General features: G+C 47.6%; 20 protein-coding genes. All 20 read left to right on the plus strand.

The features are described 5' to 3' along the window. Positions 1–23 precede the first annotated feature (23 nt). The 20 genes from QRD89_RS09030 (at position 24) to QRD89_RS09120 (ending at position 17,926) form a co-directional block, all read left to right on the plus strand. Positions 24–2,360, plus strand: a complete 2,337-nt coding sequence (locus QRD89_RS09030; protein WP_286096755.1) for a flagellar hook-length control protein FliK — start codon at positions 24–26, stop codon at positions 2,358–2,360. A gap of 8 nt (positions 2,361–2,368) precedes the next feature. Beyond that, on the plus strand, positions 2,369–2,812 hold the full coding sequence (gene flgD, locus QRD89_RS09035; RefSeq protein ID WP_286096756.1) for a flagellar hook assembly protein FlgD: 444 nt from the start codon (positions 2,369–2,371) through the stop codon (positions 2,810–2,812). A 1-nt stretch (position 2,813) separates the two neighbouring features. Next, a complete protein-coding gene (locus QRD89_RS09040) occupies positions 2,814–3,176 on the plus strand; it encodes a TIGR02530 family flagellar biosynthesis protein (protein ID WP_286096757.1) in 363 nt (120 codons plus the stop codon). An 87-nt stretch (positions 3,177–3,263) separates the two neighbouring features. Then, complete coding sequence (flgG, locus tag QRD89_RS09045) at positions 3,264–4,196, plus strand: flagellar basal body rod protein FlgG (RefSeq protein WP_286096758.1); 933 nt, start codon at positions 3,264–3,266, stop codon at positions 4,194–4,196. Between the two features lie 42 nt (positions 4,197–4,238). Next, on the plus strand, positions 4,239–4,457 hold the full coding sequence (locus tag QRD89_RS09050; RefSeq protein ID WP_008639549.1) for a flagellar FlbD family protein: 219 nt from the start codon (positions 4,239–4,241) through the stop codon (positions 4,455–4,457). Continuing rightward, positions 4,454–4,870, plus strand: a complete 417-nt coding sequence (gene fliL / locus QRD89_RS09055) for a flagellar basal body-associated protein FliL (RefSeq protein ID WP_008639551.1) — start codon at positions 4,454–4,456, stop codon at positions 4,868–4,870. The genes QRD89_RS09050 and fliL overlap by 4 nt, the downstream gene beginning before the upstream one ends. Before the next feature lie 26 nt (positions 4,871–4,896). Beyond that, positions 4,897–5,901 carry a flagellar motor switch protein FliM gene (fliM, locus tag QRD89_RS09060; protein WP_008639553.1) on the plus strand — a complete coding sequence of 335 codons (1,005 nt, stop codon included), beginning with the start codon at positions 4,897–4,899 and terminating at the stop codon, positions 5,899–5,901. Continuing rightward, positions 5,891–7,063, plus strand: coding sequence for a flagellar motor switch phosphatase FliY (gene fliY, locus QRD89_RS09065; RefSeq protein ID WP_286096759.1), 1,173 nt, complete (start codon positions 5,891–5,893; stop codon positions 7,061–7,063). Before fliM ends, fliY begins: the two co-directional genes overlap by 11 nt. A 22-nt stretch (positions 7,064–7,085) precedes the next feature. Further along, positions 7,086–7,448 (plus strand): response regulator, encoded by a 363-nt coding sequence (locus QRD89_RS09070; protein WP_008639557.1) that lies wholly within the window; start codon positions 7,086–7,088, stop codon positions 7,446–7,448. Positions 7,449–7,461: 13 nt separating this feature from the next. Next, entirely contained in the window at positions 7,462–8,094 is a 633-nt protein-coding gene (locus QRD89_RS09075) for a flagellar biosynthetic protein FliO (protein ID WP_286096760.1), read from the plus strand. Then, positions 8,087–8,752 (plus strand): flagellar type III secretion system pore protein FliP, encoded by a 666-nt coding sequence (gene fliP, locus QRD89_RS09080; protein WP_008639561.1) that lies wholly within the window; start codon positions 8,087–8,089, stop codon positions 8,750–8,752. The genes QRD89_RS09075 and fliP overlap by 8 nt, the downstream gene beginning before the upstream one ends. A gap of 15 nt (positions 8,753–8,767) precedes the next feature. Next, positions 8,768–9,037, plus strand: coding sequence for a flagellar biosynthesis protein FliQ (gene fliQ, locus QRD89_RS09085; RefSeq protein ID WP_008639564.1), 270 nt, complete (start codon positions 8,768–8,770; stop codon positions 9,035–9,037). A gap of 3 nt (positions 9,038–9,040) precedes the next feature. Then, positions 9,041–9,817: a flagellar biosynthetic protein FliR gene (gene fliR / locus QRD89_RS09090; protein ID WP_008639566.1), complete on the plus strand. Its 777-nt coding sequence runs from the start codon at positions 9,041–9,043 to the stop codon at positions 9,815–9,817. A 3-nt stretch (positions 9,818–9,820) separates the two neighbouring features. Continuing rightward, positions 9,821–10,906: a flagellar biosynthesis protein FlhB gene (gene flhB / locus QRD89_RS09095; protein WP_062513399.1), complete on the plus strand. Its 1,086-nt coding sequence runs from the start codon at positions 9,821–9,823 to the stop codon at positions 10,904–10,906. Between the two features lie 18 nt (positions 10,907–10,924). Beyond that, entirely contained in the window at positions 10,925–12,955 is a 2,031-nt protein-coding gene (flhA, locus tag QRD89_RS09100; protein WP_286096761.1) for a flagellar biosynthesis protein FlhA, read from the plus strand. Next, on the plus strand, positions 12,952–13,149 hold the full coding sequence (locus tag QRD89_RS19245; RefSeq protein ID WP_008639576.1) for a hypothetical protein: 198 nt from the start codon (positions 12,952–12,954) through the stop codon (positions 13,147–13,149). The genes flhA and QRD89_RS19245 overlap by 4 nt, the downstream gene beginning before the upstream one ends. An 8-nt stretch (positions 13,150–13,157) precedes the next feature. Then, on the plus strand, positions 13,158–14,027 hold the full coding sequence (locus QRD89_RS09105; protein WP_353477946.1) for a flagellar biosynthesis protein FlhF: 870 nt from the start codon (positions 13,158–13,160) through the stop codon (positions 14,025–14,027). Beyond that, positions 14,020–14,880: a MinD/ParA family protein gene (locus QRD89_RS09110; protein ID WP_286096762.1), complete on the plus strand. Its 861-nt coding sequence runs from the start codon at positions 14,020–14,022 to the stop codon at positions 14,878–14,880. The genes QRD89_RS09105 and QRD89_RS09110 overlap by 8 nt, the downstream gene beginning before the upstream one ends. Continuing rightward, positions 14,877–15,935 (plus strand): protein-glutamate methylesterase/protein-glutamine glutaminase, encoded by a 1,059-nt coding sequence (locus QRD89_RS09115; protein ID WP_062513403.1) that lies wholly within the window; start codon positions 14,877–14,879, stop codon positions 15,933–15,935. Before QRD89_RS09110 ends, QRD89_RS09115 begins: the two co-directional genes overlap by 4 nt. Positions 15,936–15,940: 5 nt before the next feature. Further along, complete coding sequence (locus QRD89_RS09120; RefSeq protein WP_286096763.1) at positions 15,941–17,926, plus strand: chemotaxis protein CheA; 1,986 nt, start codon at positions 15,941–15,943, stop codon at positions 17,924–17,926. Positions 17,927–17,937 lie beyond the last annotated feature (11 nt).

Below are 17,937 nucleotides of genomic sequence, written 5' to 3' on the forward strand. Positions count from 1 at the left end.
CCGTTCGAAAGGAGGTGATAGCAATGGATTGGAACGTTTTGTTTAGTGGACAAGCTAACCCTCAACCTTTACAAGGACAAGCGGTTCAAACGACATCACCCCCTGATTTTGCCCCTCAGTTCAAGGAGCGATTGGAAGGAATGATCGGGGAGGCAGCTGTTTCAACACCGGCTGCGGGTCCAGCGAAATCGGTTGGGTTGGATGAATTGGGGGAAGAACTCCGGTCTATATTCCAGACATTATACGACAAGCTACCGAGGAGCGAAGAAGAAGAAGAGAGGCTTGACGTGATCGGCCTGCGTTTGGAACAGTGGCATGCGCTTCGGTATAGAACCGCCGCACCAGGACAACAAGACGTACATAACCAACCGTTGGACTCAGAAGGTATCGAGCAGATTTCTAATAACGTGAAACGTTTGAACGTTTTCCGTGAGGTAACCACGGCGTACGAAAAAAGGGATGCGGATGCTTTCCTTCTTCGCATGGTGGAAGAGCTTCCTTACTTGGCGAAAGACATTTCGGTAGAAGCTATGAATACGGGCATCGGTAAGAATCAGCTGGAAGTTACTCCGGCAGCGAACGGGACTTACAAAAAACGGAATGTTGATATATCTATAGACAGCCTGAAAGAAGAGCTGTCCTTTTTACCGGAAAGGATTTGGAATGACAGTGCATCCCTCAGGGAGGAGCAAAAAGGGTCTATTCCATTTGCGCCCTCTATGAATGAAGGCCAGGTCTCGATTAATGATGGCGCAGAGTTGATAAAGTTGGAAGGACATTTGAAAAAGGAATGGAATGCTTTGCTTCACACCTTGATGGAGAAGGGAGTGGAGGCTGATAGCAAATCCCCCTTACTCTCAACTATTCTTCATCGTATGGAGCAATGGGACAGTCTGCATAACAGGGAGCTTCCGGTTCAGCATGAGATACATAGAGAGCTGTCTCCAGATGGACAAGCTTCGGCGGTCCAAACAGCAATAATTCCAGAGAATCTTTCCAGAGCAATAGACCGTGCGTTTGATGCAGGGGATATCTTACAATTTATCCATTTAACAACGTCGGAACTTCCTTATTTGGCGGATGCTGTTAAGTTAGACGGCCGCTTCTCAGGCTTGAATCATTACGGCCGTATAAACCAGTCGAACAGTAACCGCGGGTTAGCTCCGCCTATAAACGCAGAAGCATCTTCACAGAGCGTCCGCACCGATGGACCCAAAGCTTCGAGTGGCCCTATTACTATCGATGTGGAGACAGAAGAAACGATAAAAAGTTCTGTTGTGGAAGTTTTGAGAAATTTCCTTCAGCAAATGCGCGCCCATCCATCCAAAAGTATTTCGAAAACATTTTCCATGAATCCGGAACAATTAGGGAAGATGACCGTCCAATATACGGCTGAATCAGGGGAACCGGTGCTTGATATAAAGGTGGAAAATAAAGCAGCCTTTACCTTGTTAAAACCACTTCAGGCAGATATCCGAACCCAGCTTCCTTTAAATCAGCTGTCCCTTACATTGGCTGAAGGGAATCGTGCCGCCGCTTCGGATGTCAGGACGGAGGGGGAACATAAACCGGCTGCCATGACCGTATCGCAAGACCTTTCGAAAAGAGTGGTTAAAGTATTGGAAAGAGTGACGGACGGGAGGCAGGCTCCACCCCCGCAATCGACTACGCTGGCAGTGAGAAATGCCGTTGTTGCCCAACAGCAGCTTGGTCTCTATGAGACGGGGAACCGATCAGGGGAACAAAAGGCCCAAGGTATGGCAATTCGCTCAAAAGAAGCCCTTGATCCATGGACGGCTCCTTCTGCTTCTATACCTCTTCTTCAAAAAGAGGCTGCGGCTCGCATAGACGGTAATGCGGATAAAGCTGCTTTCCAAGTGCTCCGAATGTCTGAACAGCCGGCTTTTCCTTTGGCTGAAACTAAGACTTCCGGACAAGAAATGAAGCAGTGGGTGAAGGATTTAGAACAGTTTGTCCAAAAGAGCAGGATGCTTACGGACCTTCATGGCAATAAAGAGCTGCGCATCCAGATGAAACCTGGAAACCTTGGTGACTTGACGGTGAAAGTGGCTCAAATCAACGGCGAGATGGTCGTGAAGCTTATGGTAGGCAGCCAATCTGCAAAAGAAGTGATTGAAGGAAACCTCCACCACCTGCGCCACGTGTTCTCTCCACATCAAGTCGTTGTCGAAAGGACGGACACCCCTGCCGGCGGCCTTGCTTATCAAGAAAGCAAAGAACAGGAGGAATCCGGCAGCAAGCGAAATGGACAGGGTTCGTCCCCGGACCGCGAGCGCGATGATACGGAAGAGGATGGTCCAACGTTTGAAGAATTGTTAAGAATGAATGAGAAAGTGTAGGTGATTCCATGACAGCCATTGACCCGTCCATCTATTTGAAAAATCAGCAGAAGCAGACGTCTGGCAGTAACATTCTCGGTAAGGATGATTTCCTCAAAATCTTGATGACGCAGATACAGAACCAAAATCCGCTTGACCCGATGGAGGATAAAGAGTTTATCGCGCAGATGACCCAGTTTTCCAGTTTGGAACAAATGACTAACATGTCGCAGTCTCTGCAGAGCTTCCTTGACGGACAACAGTCTCCCCCTCTCATTCAGTACAGTCATTTGATCGGTAAGGAAGTATCTTACGCGGTCACAAATCCGGAAACGGGAAGCGAGGAAGTCAAAGCAGGGCAGGTGATATCGGTCAAACAGAAGGATGGAGATATCCTTTTTGAAATAGAAGACGGAGCCGCGGTTCCTGTCGGCAGCCTCACACAAATCAAAGACGGGAAGGTGGAGGAATGATATGGATCCGCGTATACAAGCTCTTCACCGACCGCTTACTATCCCTAAAAATGCTCCTGTTAAGAACGATTTTCCTTCCTTCAGGGATGTATTGGAGGAAGCGAAAGAGGTCAAGGTCAGTAAACATGCAAAGCGCAGGCTGGAGGAGCGGAATATTGACATCAGCGAAGACATGTGGGGAGAAATAGCCGGTAAAATGTCCGAAGCGAAACGTAAAGGCATTACCGATTCTCTCATCGTTACGGATGATGCGACATTAATCGTAAGCACGAAAAATAATACGGTAGTGACGGCGCTTGATCGTGAAGAGTCCGCCTCGCAGATTTTTACAAATATCAACGGAACGATCTTTATAAGCAAATAAGGCCGGACCCGCAACCAGGGAAGCCTTCAACGCCGCGGAATGAATGAAGCGGCGTCATACAATTAAAAATTGAAAGGAATGGTTGGTATGTTACGTTCACTTTATGCAGGGGTTTCCGGAATGAAAGGGTTCCAAACGAAGTTGGATACGATCGGTAACAATATTGCAAACGTCAATACGACGGGATTCAAGAAAGGGAGGGTATCCTTCCAGGATATGATGAGCCAGTCCGTATCTGCTGCTCAAGGTCCGACCGCCGGAAATGTGGATAATATCCGAGGAGGAATGAATCCATCCCAGGTTGGTTTAGGGTCCCAAACTGGTTCAATCGACACCATTCATACGCAAGGGAACAGACAGACAACGAATCGGGCGCTTGACCTCGCTTTAGAAGGGGATGGAATGTTTGTCTTAGCTGAGGCTGGAACAGATGAAATTGACCCTAATGCTTCATTTGGCGATATTCAAAACATTAATCTAAGCTTTTCAAGAGCCGGAAACTTTTACTTGGACGATGACGGCGCTCTTGTCAACAACAGCGGGAAGTATGTCGTAGGACAGCCGTATACGATAAATCAAACAGGACCGAACACGGCGCAAAACGGTGCCGGAGTGTTAAGAATCCCTGAGGATGCACAAAGTTTTAGTATTCAGACGAATGGTACGATCAACTATGTGGACGGAAACGGGGAAACAAAAGTGGCTGGCCAATTGCGCCTGGCTAATTTCTCCAATCCTGATGGGCTTGAGAAAATCGGCGGTAACGAATATCGTATGACGGATAATGCGGGATTCATTAGTGCCAGTGGGGCTAATCCGCTGGATAACTTAAACGATCTCTCGGTTGCCGGTCAAAACGGAACGGGACAGATGGTTTCCGGTTCTCTTGAAATGTCGAACGTCGACCTCGCCGATGAATTTACGGAAATGATCACAGCCCAGCGCGGATTCCAGGCGAATACAAAGATTATCACGACATCGGATGAAATCCTCCAAGAGCTCGTCAACTTGAAACGATAAGCCGAAGGGAGGGGGAGGGCATAACCGCCCTCCTGTGAATCTATGATACCTTTAACGAAATTGAACGGGGACCCGTTTACGATTAATGCTCTGTATATTGAGCAGATTCAGTCCCATCCGGATACGACGATCACGACCGTTTCCGGCCGGACGATTCTTGTGAGGGAGTCCGAAGAGCAGGTCGCTCGGTTAGTAAAGAAATATTACCAGGGAATTGGTTTGCTGCGCGTCGTACAAAAGGGTGGTGAAGAGGAACGATGAAACTATTTAAGATCATGGTGATTTCATTCAGCAGCCTTTTAGTACTTGGAGTGATCGCCTTTGTTCTGGTGCTTAATATGGGAGATACAAAGAAAGCCAGTGGAGAACGCTCCATTGATGACATCGTAGATTCATCCTATACAACAGAAGAGATCACTACAGACTTGGAGAGCGGAGACTATGTCCGCATCAGTTTTCGTATTGTCGCCGACAGCAAAGATACGGTGAAAGAGTTGGAGAAACGGGACTTTCAAGTACAGAATATTCTTTTAAAAGAGCTTGCTGTAATGGATGCGGAGTCCTTCCAGTCCGGTCTTTCGGATCTTGAAGCCACGCTTAAACTTAAGCTGAATGAATTTATGGATGAAGGCTCTGTCACAGATGTTTATACAGTCACCAAAGTGCTGCAGTAAATGCAATAGGAAAGGGGGGTGAGGTATTGGCTGAAGAAGTTCTTTCGCAGAACGAGATCGATTCCTTACTTTCTGCCCTCTCTACAGGAGAAATGGATGCAGAGAAATTAAAACAGGAAGAACAGGAGAAGAAGGTAAGAGTCTATGATTTTAAGCGGGCTCTCCGTTTTTCGAAGGATCAGATCAGAAGTTTATCGAGGATCCATGAAAACTTTTCCAGACTATTAACGACGTACTTCTCCGCGCAGCTGCGTACGTATGTCGACATTGAGGTTGCATCCGTAGATCAGCTTCCCTATGAGGAGTTTATCCGCTCGATTCCGACGATGACGATTTTGAACGTTTTCCATGTTCCTCCTTTAGAAGGAAGGATACTTATGGAGGCAAATCCAAACGTCGCTTATGCCATGATGGACAGAGTGCTCGGTGGAAAGGGAAGCAGCGTGAACAAAGTGGACAATTTGACGGAAATTGAGACAACGATCATGTCCCACCTCTTTGAACATGCGCTGGAAAATTATCAGGAGGCATGGGGATCCATTGTTGATATGGAACCGGAACTGGAGGATTTTGAAGTCAACCCTCAGTTCCTTCAACTCGTATCACCGAATGAAACTGTCGTGGTCGTTTCGTTGGAAACGACTGTAGGTTCTACGAGCGGAATGATTAACATCTGCATTCCTCATGTCGTATTAGAACCGATTATTCCGAAGCTGTCGGTACATTACTGGATGCAGAAGGAACAGCCGAAGGAACGCGATCCGGTTGAACAGGAAGCACTCACTCAAACCATTCGCGGTACCGAGCTTGATATCCGAGCGGTATTAGGAGAGGCATCGATGTCGATCGAACAGTTTTTAGATCTGAAAGCAGAAGACGTCATCCGCCTGGATCAGCCGATAGGAAAGCCGCTTATGCTGCGGGTCGATGAAGAGGATAAGTTTTACATACAGCCGGGGAAATTAAACAATAAACTGGCCGTGCAAATTTTAGAAGAGTGTCAAGGAGGTGCCGGACATTATGACGGATGACATGTTATCACAGGACGAAATTGATGCACTATTGAACGGAGGCGGAGGAGATGACTCTTCTGCCGAACTCGATAAGGATAAGAAAGATACACCAGAAGCGGAACGCCTCTCTGTTTTGGAGGAGGATGCTTTAGGGGAAATCGGTAACATCTCTTTTGGCAGCTCCGCTACTGCCCTGTCTTCGCTCCTCAATCAGAAGGTGGAGATTACAACTCCGACGATATCCGTCGTAGACAGGGCTCATTTACCGGAAGAATTCCCGAAACCGCATGTCGCGGTAGGGGTGACGTACACGGATGGTTTCAGCGGCGAAAATGTGCTCGTGATCCAGACCGAAGACGCAGCGATTATCGCGGACCTCATGCTGGGGGGAGATGGAACGTCTCCCGATGCTCAGCTCAGTGATATTGCACTTAGTGCAGTACAGGAAGCGATGAATCAAATGATGGGCTCTGCGGCGACCAGTATGTCGACGATTTTTAATAAAAAGGTGGATATTTCTCCGCCTGCTATCGATGTTCTGGACTTGGAGGTGGATAAGGGTACCGAACGGATTCCAAACGAAGAAGTGCTTGTTAAAGTTTCCTTCCAGCTTAAAATTGGAACATTGATTGATTCCAGCATTATGCAGCTGATCCCTGTCCGTTTTGGGAAAGAGATGGTGGAAGAACTGCTGAACCCGGAAAAGAAAGAAGAACCTGAACAAGTTACGGAATCTCCGCGCGTGGAAGAATCAGCGCAAAAAGATCCGGAACCCCCGTCTGTGAAAGAAACTGCCGAGCAGGCGGCTCCGGAGCCGCAGTATGTAGGCGCGCCTTCAGGGTACGGCATGGAGGAGGCAGACATTCAGCATGCAAGTTTCCAGGAGTTTGACCAAAGCAGTGCCATGACGCCTGCGGCTCAAAACAATCTGGATATGTTGATGGATATACCGCTTAAGGTAACCGTAGAACTAGGGCGGACGAAGCGCACCGTGAAAGAGATACTGGATTTATCGGCAGGCTCCGTCGTTGAACTGGATAAGCTGGCTGGTGAACCTGTCGACATTCACGTCAATGACAAGCTGATGGCAAAAGGTGAGGTTGTCGTCATCGATGAGAACTTTGGTGTGCGTGTCACCGATATTGTAAGCCCGAAAGAACGATTGACTAAACTACGTTAATGGATAAATAGGAGGAATAGACATGGGAGAACGAATACTAATTGTTGATGACGCGGCTTTTATGCGCATGATGGTAAAAGATATTTTGACGAAGAACGGATATGAAATCGCCGGGGAAGCGGAAGACGGCCAAAAAGCGGTCGACTTATATAAAGAAGAAAAGCCGGATCTTGTAACGATGGATATTACTATGCCTGAGATGGATGGAATCACAGCTTTAAAGGAAATTAAAAGTCATGATCCTCAGGCAAAGATCATTATGTGTTCCGCGATGGGGCAGCAGGCAATGGTTGTGGATGCCATCCAGGCCGGTGCCAAAGATTTTATAGTAAAACCGTTCCAGGCGGATCGTGTCATCGAAGCGATTCAAAAAGCGTTAAGTTGAAGAAGGAATGCACATGCGCATTGCAGCCAGAGTCATCGTCATCCTAGTCATGTTCGGGAGCCTCTTGGGTAGCCATCCTTGGACGGCCCTCGCTCAGCCATCCGTCGTCGAATGCATGGATAATCCGGATCTTTCCGGATGTCCGGATGACGACGGAGGGGAGAATCAAACCGTTAACGGTTCGGAAACAGAGGCGCCGTCGGGAGGGTCATTGGTGTGGAACGTCATCAAGCTTATCCTCGCCTTGGCCTTCGTTGTCGCTCTCATCTATGCATTACTAAAGTTTTTTAATAAAAAGAACAGGCTCTTCCAACAGAATCGCACGATGGAGAACCTCGGTGGATTGAACCTCGGCCCGAACAAGTCCGTTCAGGCAGTTAGAATTGGCGGGCGCGTCTTCATTTTAGGCGTAGGTGATTCCGTGCAGGCAATTACGGAAATTACAGATGAAGAAACGATAGACGCATTGAAGAAACAAGATATGTCATCCGGCTTCACGGAGGTCATTAAAAAGAACCTCCATCAAGGAAGGGCGGAAAATAAATCAAGTGATTTCAAGCAGTTATTTGAAACCCAGTTAAAGGAAATGAAAGAGAAAAGGAAACGGCTGCTGGACAGGAAAGAAGGGGGCGGCGGGGATGAATGAATTTGTAGACATTTTTTCAAGCTCTGACCCCGGCAGTGTCGCTACTTCTGTAAAACTTCTGCTCTTGCTGACCGTTTTGTCGCTTGCTCCGGGAATCTTGATCCTGATGACCAGTTTTACAAGAATTCTGATCGTATTGTCGTTTGTTCGGACATCCCTTGCCACCCAACAGATGCCGCCGAACCAGGTTCTTGTCGGTATTGCATTATTTCTAACGTTTTTCATTATGGCTCCCACTTTCCAGGAAGTGAATGAACAGGCGTTGACTCCGTTGTTTAATGAGGAAATTACGCTTGATGAGGCTTATGAAGAGGCCAGCGTGCCGATGAAGGAATTTATGGGAAAACATACGAGGCAGAAGGACCTTGCGCTATTCATGAACTATTCCGGTATGGAGGCACCGGAGACGATTCAGGATGTCCCATTAACGACGCTCGTTCCTGCCTTTGCCATCAGTGAATTAAAAACAGCCTTTCAAATGGGCTTTATGATATTCGTACCTTTCCTAGTCATCGACATGGCCGTGGCGAGCGTGCTTATGTCGATGGGTATGATGATGCTGCCGCCGGTTATGATTTCCCTTCCGTTTAAAATCTTGCTGTTCGTCCTTGTAGACGGATGGTATCTGATAACGAAATCATTACTAGAAGGGTTTTAGGACAGGAGGTACAGGATGGATACTAATATGGTTATCTCATTTGCAAAAGAAGGCATTTATACAGTACTGCTCATTTCCGGACCGGTACTCATACTGGCTCTTGCTATTGGATTGGTAGTAAGCATCTTCCAAGCGACGACCCAGATCCAGGAACAGACGCTTGCCTTCATACCGAAAATTGTTGCTGTATTAATCGGATTAATTGTTTTCGGTCCCTGGATGTTGACGAACATGGTGGAGTTCACAGCAAATATATTCAACAACCTTAATGTGCTGGTCGGTTAACGGATGCTTGAATCTATTGCTCTTGTGAACGTACCGGCGTTTCTACTGATATTGGTTCGGATCACGGCTTTTTTTGCCACCCTGCCGCTGTTTTCCTACCGTACGGTACCAACACAGCACAAGCTTGGCTTCAGTGTTTTCCTTGCAGCCATTCTTTATTTTACGATACCGCTTCCGGCCGTCTCTCTTGATGCAGAATACATACTCCTTCTATTGAAGGAAGCAGCGGTGGGGATTGCTGTCGGATTAATCGCCTATATCGTGTTGGCAGCTATACAAATCGCCGGTGGATTCATCGACTTCCAAATGGGTTTCGCTATTGCCAACGTCATCGATCCGCAGACAGGAGCCCAAAGCCCTCTTGTCGGTCAGTATATGTATATCGTTACGCTCATCCTCATTCTGGCTGTCGATGGTCACCATTTAATGATCGACGGAGTGTTCTACAGCTATGAGTGGATCGGGCTTGACCAGCTTTTGCCTTTAAGGGAAGACGGATGGATCGAATATGTCCTCAACGCTTTTAATCATATGTTCATCACGGCATTTCTGCTTGCTGTGCCGATCGTCGGGTGTCTGTTTTTCGTCGATATTGCGCTCGGCATTATTGCAAGGACGGTCCCGCAGCTAAACGTTTTCGTTGTCGGGCTTCCGCTGAAGATCTTTGCAGGTCTTGCCGTGCTGGTCATAGCCATGCCGTTTTATATTTTCTTAATCCGTAAATTATTTGAAACGATGCTTGATACCATGCGCGGCTTGATGGTACTGTTCGGAGGCTGATCGATGGTTTATTTGCAATTGGATCTTCAATATTTTGCTGCTGATGAAAAAACAGAAAAAGCAACGCCGAAGAAACGTCAGGACACGAGGAAAAAAGGCCAGGTCCCGAAGAGTCAGGATGTCAATACGGGTTTTCTGCTGCTTTTGGTTTTCGGTGTTCTGTATTTAACTGGAGGATTCATGAAGGAGACGATGACCGGCATGTATGAACATGCTTTCACCGATTATCTCTATATGGATCTGACCGAAGAAAGGACGGCTTCTGTCTTCCTGGAAATGACGACAGAGGCAGCGAAGGTGGTCGCTCCGGTTATGGGAATTGCCATCCTTGCAGGGTTAGCTTCCAATCTTCTGCAGGTAGGGGTGATGTTTACGAGTGAGCCGTTGAAGATGGACTTGAAACGCCTCGATCCGATTAAAGGTGCAAAACGGATTTTTTCAGCCAGAGCACTTGTGGAACTGCTGAAATCACTATTGAAAATCAGTGTCATCGGCATCATTTCGTTCTCTGTCATTTGGTATTACAAAGATGAAATGATGCTGATGTCTCAAAAGAATGTGGACGCGGCGCTGGCATTCTTCGGAACTACCACTGTCATCATGGGTCTTGTTTCCGCCCTGGCGCTGCTCCTATTGTCTGTTCTTGATTATACCTATCAGCGGTATGATCACGAAAAGAACATCCGGATGTCGAAGAAAGACGTCAAGGATGAGCATAAGAACATCGAGGGAGATCCGCAGATCAAAGCGAAAATCAAGGAGAAACAGCGTCAGATGGCTGCAAGCAGGATGATGAGTGAAGTGCCAAAGGCGGATGTCATTATTACCAACCCCACGCACTATGCCATCGCCATTAAATATGACGAAGCACAGTCCTCCGCACCAATCGTCATAGCCAAAGGGGTGGATGTCCTTGCTATGAAGATCAAGGAAGTGGCAAAAGCGAACGGGGTACCTGCCGTGGAGAACCGTCCGCTGGCACGTTCTCTCTATCAGCATGCAGAACTCGATCAACCCATTGATGAACAATTTTACAAGGCCGTTGCGGAAGTGTTGGCTTACGTTTATCAATTGGAGAAAAAAATGTAACAGAAAGGAGTGCCCCACATGTCAGCAAGAGATTTATCTGTACTCATCGGTGTGATTTTAATTATTATCATGCTCGTCATACCACTTCCGGGGTGGCTTCTCAGTTTCTTCATTCTTATCAATATCACGTTAGCTCTCATCGTCATCCTTGTATCTATGAACATGGAAGAGGCATTACAGTTCGCCGTGTTCCCCACTTTGTTACTCTTACTAACATTGTTCCGCTTGGGGTTGAACGTTTCCACTACCCGTTCCATTTTGTCAGAGGCGGATGCAGGCGGTGTCGTGGCGACCTTCGGAACGTTTGTAATCGGTGGAAACCCGCTTGTCGGATTCGTCGTCTTCATCATCCTGATTATCATCCAGTTCCTTGTCATCACAAAAGGTGCAGAACGGGTGTCCGAAGTGGCTGCCCGGTTCACATTGGATGCCATGCCGGGAAAACAAATGAGCATTGATGCTGATTTAAATGCCGGTATGATCAACGAACATCAGGCGAAAGACCGCCGTGAAAAGATTGAACAGGAAGCGGATTTTTACGGAGCGATGGACGGTGCGAGTAAATTTGTCAAAGGAGACGCTATTGCCGGAATCATTATCGTTCTGATTAATATCATCTTTGGACTGATCATCGGGATGGTCCAGATGGGCATGTCATTTAATGAAGCGATTGATACGTATATGCGTCTGACGGTGGGAGACGGGCTTGTCAGTCAGATTCCTGCTTTGCTTATCTCCACAGCTACCGGGATTGTAGTTACGAGGGTTGCGTCTAAAGGCAATTTGAGCACGGATGTAACGAGCCAGCTGCTTCGCTATCCGAAGCTGCTCTATATTGCGGCCATCACTATATTTCTGCTCGGCCTCACCCCGATTAACTTCTTTCTTACGACCTTGATTTCTTCCGTTCTCGCCTTCGGGGCTTTTTGGCTGTCGAGAGAAGACAAAGCTCCTTTAATTGAAGAACCGGAAGAATTGGATGAGGCAGACGGCAATCAAATGAAGTCGCCTGAAAATGTCGTCCAGTTAATCAGTATGGATCCGATAGAATTCGAATTTGGATATGCGCTTATTCCCATTGCGGATACAAGCCAGGGGGGAGACCTGCTCGACCGGATTGTTATGATCCGCCGGCAGCTGGCGATCGAACTTGGTATTGTGATCCCGGTGGTTCGGATCAGGGATAATATTCAGCTGGGCCCGAATGAATACCGGCTGAAGATTAAAGGGAATCAAGTAGCCGAAGGGGAACTGCTGCTCGATCACTTTCTTGCTATGAGTCCGGAAGGGGATGACGGAATAGAAGGCATTGATACAAACGAGCCGGCATTCGGTCTTCCTGCTAAATGGATAACGGAAGAACAAAAGGATGAGGCGGAGTTGTCTGGGTACACGGTCGTCGACCCTCCTTCCGTCGTCTCCACTCATATTACAGAGGTCATTAAACAACAGGCCCATAACCTTCTCGGTCGTCAGGAAACGCAGCAGCTCATCGATCACCTGAAAGATTCCTATCCAATCCTTGTCAATGAAGTGACTCCTGAACCTTTGAGCGTCGGGGATATACAGAAGGTCTTATCCAAGCTGCTCCGTGAAAACGTCTCTGTCAAGAATCTGCCGATTATTTTTGAAACCCTTGCTGATTTCGGCAAAATGACGAGTGATACGGATCTCCTGGCCGAGTATGCAAGACAGGCGCTCTCCGCTCAGATTACCGGCCAGTACCGGTCGGCGGATAACCAGGTAAAGGTGATCACCGTTTCCGGTAAAGTGGAGAAAATGATAGCAGAAAGCATCCAACAAACGGAGCATGGCAGCTATCTTGCCCTTGATCCAGACAGCCAGCATGCAATCATTCAATCCATAGCAGAACAGGTGGAGCAGATGTCCTTACAGGAAGAAACGGCCATTATTCTTTGTTCTCCTGCTGTTCGGATGTATGTGAAGCAGCTTTTGGATCGCTTCCTTCCACAAGTAGTCGTCCTCTCTTATAACGAGCTGGAACCAAGTGCCGAGGTACAAAGCATAGGGGTGGTGAATGTGGCATGAAAATAAGAAAAATCCAGGCGCCAACGATGCCAGAAGCGATGAAGAAGGTGCGAAAGGAGCTTGGAGCGGATGCCGTCATTTTGAATTCTAAAAACATAAAGACTGGCGGATTCCTCGGTTTTTTCAAGCGTGAGCAGACGGAGGTTATTGCGGCAATCGATCCGGAAGACCAAAAAAACAGGGCAGTGAACTAGAGGTAAACATGCCGCCATCCAAGGATGGCGATGCAATCGTGAAAGAAATCCGGCAGATGAAAGAACTGCTGTTAAAGAAGGATTCACACTATCCACCTCTCTATCAACACGCCTATGAATATTTAATTTCTAAAGAAGTGGAGACAGATCTTGCCGGTTACTTCGTTGATGCACTGCTGGAAAAATACGAGCAGACAGAAGATGCGGATGTGTTAAAGCAACGACTGACAAATGAAATATACGACCATTTAAAGGGGTTGAGTTTCGGAAAGTCGACGTTTTCTAAACCTTTTGTACATCTGGTCGGTCCCACGGGAGTCGGGAAGACGACCACCCTTGCAAAACTGGCAGCCGACGCTATACTTCACCGGCAGCAGAAGGTTGGATTCATTACGACGGACACCTACCGAATCGCTGCTGTAGACCAGCTTAAGACGTATGCCACCATTCTCAATGTTCCTCTGGAAGTAGCCTATAATGCGGATGATTTCAAGGCAGCAAGAGAAAAGTTCGCAGATTATGATCTTGTCTTCGTAGATACCGCAGGGCGGAATTTCCGTGATGCTGCTTATGTAGAGGAATTGAAAGATTTAATTGATTTCGACAACGATTCGGAGAATTTTCTCGTGTTGAGTCTTACGAGCAAGCTAGTTGACATGAAGGCGGTTTACAAAGAATTCAAAGATCTTCCTGTCGATCAGTTGATATTTACGAAGATGGATGAAACGGTCCATATCGGAAGTGCTGTCAATATGGCTTCATCCACAGGAAAGGGAATTGCGTACTTCACCAATGGTCAGGATGTGCCTGATGATAGAAAAGAAGCATCGCCTATGTACCTTGCCAGGTTGCTGATGGAGGGATTCGCTCATGAATGACCAGGCACAGCAGCTGCGTCAGAGGATGGAAAACGATACTGTTCCTACGGCGAGGACGATTGCAGTCATAAGTGGAAAAGGCGGAGTAGGAAAAACCAACATATCTGTTAACTTCGCATTGACACTTCAGAAAAAAGGAAGACGGGTGCTGCTGATCGATCTGGATATCGGAATGGGAAACGTTGATATTCTATTAGGAGTGACTCCGGCTTATTCTTTTCCTGACTTATTCCGCAGGGGATTATCCGTCAGTGACATCATAGAGGAAGGTCCTGCCGGGCTTGGCTATATTTCCGGTGGATCAGGGTTGTCGGACATTTTTCATATGGATGAGGGGGACTTTGGTTTCTTTCAAGACCAGTTCCGGCAGCTATTGGAAGTCTATGAGTATATTATTCTAGATATGGGGGCGGGAGCTACTGAAGAAAGCCTTGCTTTCATACGCTCGGCCGATGAAGCGGTCCTGGTTACGACGCCTGAGCCGACGGCAATGACGGATGGATATGCCATGATCAAGCATGTAGTCCAAAGGGCGCCGGATCTGCCAATTTCCGTTTTAGTAAACAGGGTTCTGGATGCCCGTGAAGGGCGTGAAACCATGGACAAGCTCAAAACAGTAGCTATGCGCTTTCTTAAAAAGGAGTTGAACGAAACAGGCCTCCTTCCTGATGACAGCGCCGTTCTTAGAGCGGTAAGGCGACAAAGGCCCTTTGTGCTTGATTCTCAAGGGGGCAAGGCAGGAATGATGATGAAGCATATCGTCGGAAATTATTTAAATGAAAAGCAGCCGGAGCGGACCGGTAAATTTCTTTATAAGCTGAAGAATCTGATGTTTGCAAGGGGGAAGCGATGAACAAGATTCGGGTTCTTATCATAGACGATTCGGCTTTCATGCGCCGGATTTTAACGGATATTTTGGAAAGGGATGCCAGAATAGAAGTGGTGGCTGCTGCAAGAAACGGTCGGGATGGGCTTGAGAAAATGGAGGCCCTTGAACCGGACGTGATTACATTGGATGTAGAAATGCCGGTGATGGACGGCTTGACCACCCTTAAAATCATTATGCAGAAGCGTCCGACGCCTGTCGTTATGGTGTCAAGTCTAACCAAGGAAGGCGCAGACAGCACCATTAAAGCCCTGAGCTTAGGTGCGGTGGATGTCATTCAAAAGCCGTCCGGATCCATTTCCCTTGATATGGAAACGGTCCAGTACCAGGTGATAAGGAAAGTGATAGCTGCGGGAGGAGCCAATGTTACTGCTCTTCCCACTTCCACTAAGCAGGAAAAGCAAAGGACCCACCCACGGTTAAGGGCGGAAAACAGAAGGAACTTAATTGCCATCGGAACATCGACCGGCGGCCCCAGAGCCCTGCAAGAGGTTCTTACCTCGTTGCCACGGGAGCTTCCTGTTCCCGTCTTAATCGTCCAACATATGCCGAAAGGATTTACGAAATCTCTCTCTGAGCGTCTCAACAGACTGGCAGAGATAACGATCAAAGAAGCGGAAGACGGCGAACGTTTGGAACGGGGGACGGCGTATATCGCTCCTGGAGATTTTCATTTGACCGTCCGTGAACGGGGCGGTGAATGGTATACGGTGCTGGACCAGACGCCTGCTCTGTCCGGGCATCGCCCTTCGGTCAACCGGCTGTTTTCTTCCTTGTCAGACTTGGCGGGTGTTACTCCATCCGTAGTCGTCATGACGGGGATGGGAGCAGACGGTTCGGAAGGTTTGCATAAATTGAAACAGAAAATCCGGCACACCTACAGCATCACACAGTCCGAAGGGACGTGTGTCGTATACGGGATGCCTAAAGCAGCAGTGAAGTCGGGGTTGTCGGATGAAGTAGCCGATTTAGAGGATATCAGTAAGGCTTTAATCCTGTCACTCCAAAACGGAAGGGAGTAAACGCAATGGAAATGAATCAGTATTTAGAAGTATTTCTCGATGAAAGCAGAGAGCATTTGCAAGCGATTAATGACCACCTGCTCGTACTAGAAAAGAATCCCGAGGATTTAAGCATTGTTAATGAAATTTTCCGTTCCGCTCATACGTTGAAAGGAATGTCTGCCACAATGGGGTATCAGGATCTCTCTGATCTGACACATAAAATGGAAAACGTCCTGGACGCCGTTCGCAACGGGAACATTATCGTTGATGGTCCGGTCCTTGATGTCGTCTTCGATTCCGTTGATGATTTAGAAGCGATGGTCGTGGATATAGCCAATGGAGGAAATGGAGAGAGGGATGTGCAGAAAGTCGTTCGCATGCTTCAATCCATAGAGGAAGGCACTGCGGCTGGTCAGTTGGATGAAGCGGCTGCGACAACAGCCGATCCCCTGCCCGAGCAGGGTCTTCCAAAGGTTGATGAATATACCTCCGCCGTCCTTCGCCAAGCGGAGGAGCAGGGACATATTAATTATGAGGTTCGGGTTCGTTTAAGGGAGGACTGCCTGCTCAAGTCGGTCCGCGTGTTCATGATATTTGAAGTTCTCGAACAAATGGGGGAAGTGCTGCAAACGAATCCTTCTGCAGAAGATTTGGAGAATGAAGCCTTCGAAGAACAGTTCACCGTCTTGCTGACGACAACAGAACCGGCGGAGGAAGTAAAGGAGAAAATTCTTCAGGTTTCGGAAGTGGAGCAAGTGGACGTTTCTCCTTATGAGCTTCCTGAACAAAAGGCGCAGGAGATAAAAGAAGTACGAAAAGAAGAGACGAAGGAAGAGTTAGAATCAGAGAAGAAGCAGATTGGAAATAAAACGATACGAATCAATATCGACCGACTGGATGCATTAATGAATTTGTTTGAAGAACTTGTCATCGATCGTGGACGGCTGGAACAAATTTCTAATGAAATGAAGCATGACGAGCTTCAGGAAACGGTAGAGCGGATGGTCCGGATCTCCGGTGATCTGCAGAGCATCATTTTAAATATGCGTATGGTGCCTGTTGAACAGGTGTTTAATCGCTTTCCAAGAATGGTTCGTCAACTTTCAAGGGATCTCCATAAAGAGATCCATCTCTCCATACTTGGAGCAGAAACGGAGCTGGATCGAACCGTCATTGACGAAATCGGTGATCCGCTTGTCCACCTTATTCGTAATGCGCTTGATCATGGGATTGAAAGTCCGGAAATCCGCACAGCGCAAGGGAAGCCCCCGGCAGGAAGTTTGGAGCTCAAGGCTTACCACAGCGGAAACCATGTGTTCATCGAAATTACGGATGACGGTGCCGGAATAAATAGGGATAAGGTAATTGAAAAAGCTGTTGGTAACCGGATAATCACACGGGAACAAGCGGAAACCATGACGGATTCGGAAGTGTTCGAGTTGATCATGGCAAGCGGCTTCTCCACTGCTGATACTATTTCTGATGTTTCCGGCAGAGGAGTCGGCCTTGATGTCGTAAAGAATACGATTGAATCTCTGGGGGGAGCCATCACGATTGAGAGTGTCTCCGGAGAAGGGAGCAGATTCTCTATTCAGCTTCCTCTGACACTTTCCATTATTTCCGTCATGCTTGTGGAAGTCCAGGAAGAGAAGTACGCAATTCCGCTTTCTTCTATAATAGAAACCGCGATTGTCAAGAAGGAAGACATCCTCCATGCCCACAATAAGAAGGTCATCGACTTCCGCGGGCGGGTCGTTCCACTTGTTTTCTTAAAAGACATCCTTCATGTACCGGAATCGCTGGAAGAAAAGGAGCATTATTCCGTTGTTATCGTTCGAAAAGGAGAAAAAATGGCAGCTCTCGTTGTCAATACGTTCATTGGACAGCAGGAAGTCGTGCTGAAATCACTCGGAGAGTACCTCTCCGGTGTATTCGCCATCTCGGGGGCTACAATACTTGGGGATGGACAGGTAGCGCTCATTCTGGACAGCAATGCACTAATTAAATAGGAGGGATAGAA

This window comes from Halobacillus sp. ACCC02827 (assembly GCF_030291935.1).
In the GTDB taxonomy this organism is placed as follows: domain Bacteria; phylum Bacillota; class Bacilli; order Bacillales; family Halobacillaceae; genus Halobacillus.

Coding starts and splice junctions, on each gene's coding strand:
- QRD89_RS09030 (WP_286096755.1), top strand. CDS start 24: ATGGATTGGAACGTTTTGTTTAGTGGACAAGCTAACCCTCAACCTTTA.
- flgD (WP_286096756.1), top strand. CDS start 2,369: ATGACAGCCATTGACCCGTCCATCTATTTGAAAAATCAGCAGAAGCAG.
- QRD89_RS09040 (WP_286096757.1), top strand. CDS start 2,814: ATGGATCCGCGTATACAAGCTCTTCACCGACCGCTTACTATCCCTAAA.
- flgG (WP_286096758.1), top strand. CDS start 3,264: ATGTTACGTTCACTTTATGCAGGGGTTTCCGGAATGAAAGGGTTCCAA.
- QRD89_RS09050 (WP_008639549.1), top strand. CDS start 4,239: ATGATACCTTTAACGAAATTGAACGGGGACCCGTTTACGATTAATGCT.
- fliL (WP_008639551.1), top strand. CDS start 4,454: ATGAAACTATTTAAGATCATGGTGATTTCATTCAGCAGCCTTTTAGTA.
- fliY (WP_286096759.1), top strand. CDS start 5,891: ATGACGGATGACATGTTATCACAGGACGAAATTGATGCACTATTGAAC.
- QRD89_RS09070 (WP_008639557.1), top strand. CDS start 7,086: ATGGGAGAACGAATACTAATTGTTGATGACGCGGCTTTTATGCGCATG.
- QRD89_RS09075 (WP_286096760.1), top strand. CDS start 7,462: ATGCGCATTGCAGCCAGAGTCATCGTCATCCTAGTCATGTTCGGGAGC.
- fliP (WP_008639561.1), top strand. CDS start 8,087: ATGAATGAATTTGTAGACATTTTTTCAAGCTCTGACCCCGGCAGTGTC.
- fliQ (WP_008639564.1), top strand. CDS start 8,768: ATGGATACTAATATGGTTATCTCATTTGCAAAAGAAGGCATTTATACA.
- fliR (WP_008639566.1), top strand. CDS start 9,041: ATGCTTGAATCTATTGCTCTTGTGAACGTACCGGCGTTTCTACTGATA.
- flhB (WP_062513399.1), top strand. CDS start 9,821: ATGGTTTATTTGCAATTGGATCTTCAATATTTTGCTGCTGATGAAAAA.
- flhA (WP_286096761.1), top strand. CDS start 10,925: ATGTCAGCAAGAGATTTATCTGTACTCATCGGTGTGATTTTAATTATT.
- QRD89_RS19245 (WP_008639576.1), top strand. CDS start 12,952: ATGAAAATAAGAAAAATCCAGGCGCCAACGATGCCAGAAGCGATGAAG.
- QRD89_RS09105 (WP_353477946.1), top strand. CDS start 13,158: ATGCCGCCATCCAAGGATGGCGATGCAATCGTGAAAGAAATCCGGCAG.
- QRD89_RS09110 (WP_286096762.1), top strand. CDS start 14,020: ATGAATGACCAGGCACAGCAGCTGCGTCAGAGGATGGAAAACGATACT.
- QRD89_RS09115 (WP_062513403.1), top strand. CDS start 14,877: ATGAACAAGATTCGGGTTCTTATCATAGACGATTCGGCTTTCATGCGC.
- QRD89_RS09120 (WP_286096763.1), top strand. CDS start 15,941: ATGGAAATGAATCAGTATTTAGAAGTATTTCTCGATGAAAGCAGAGAG.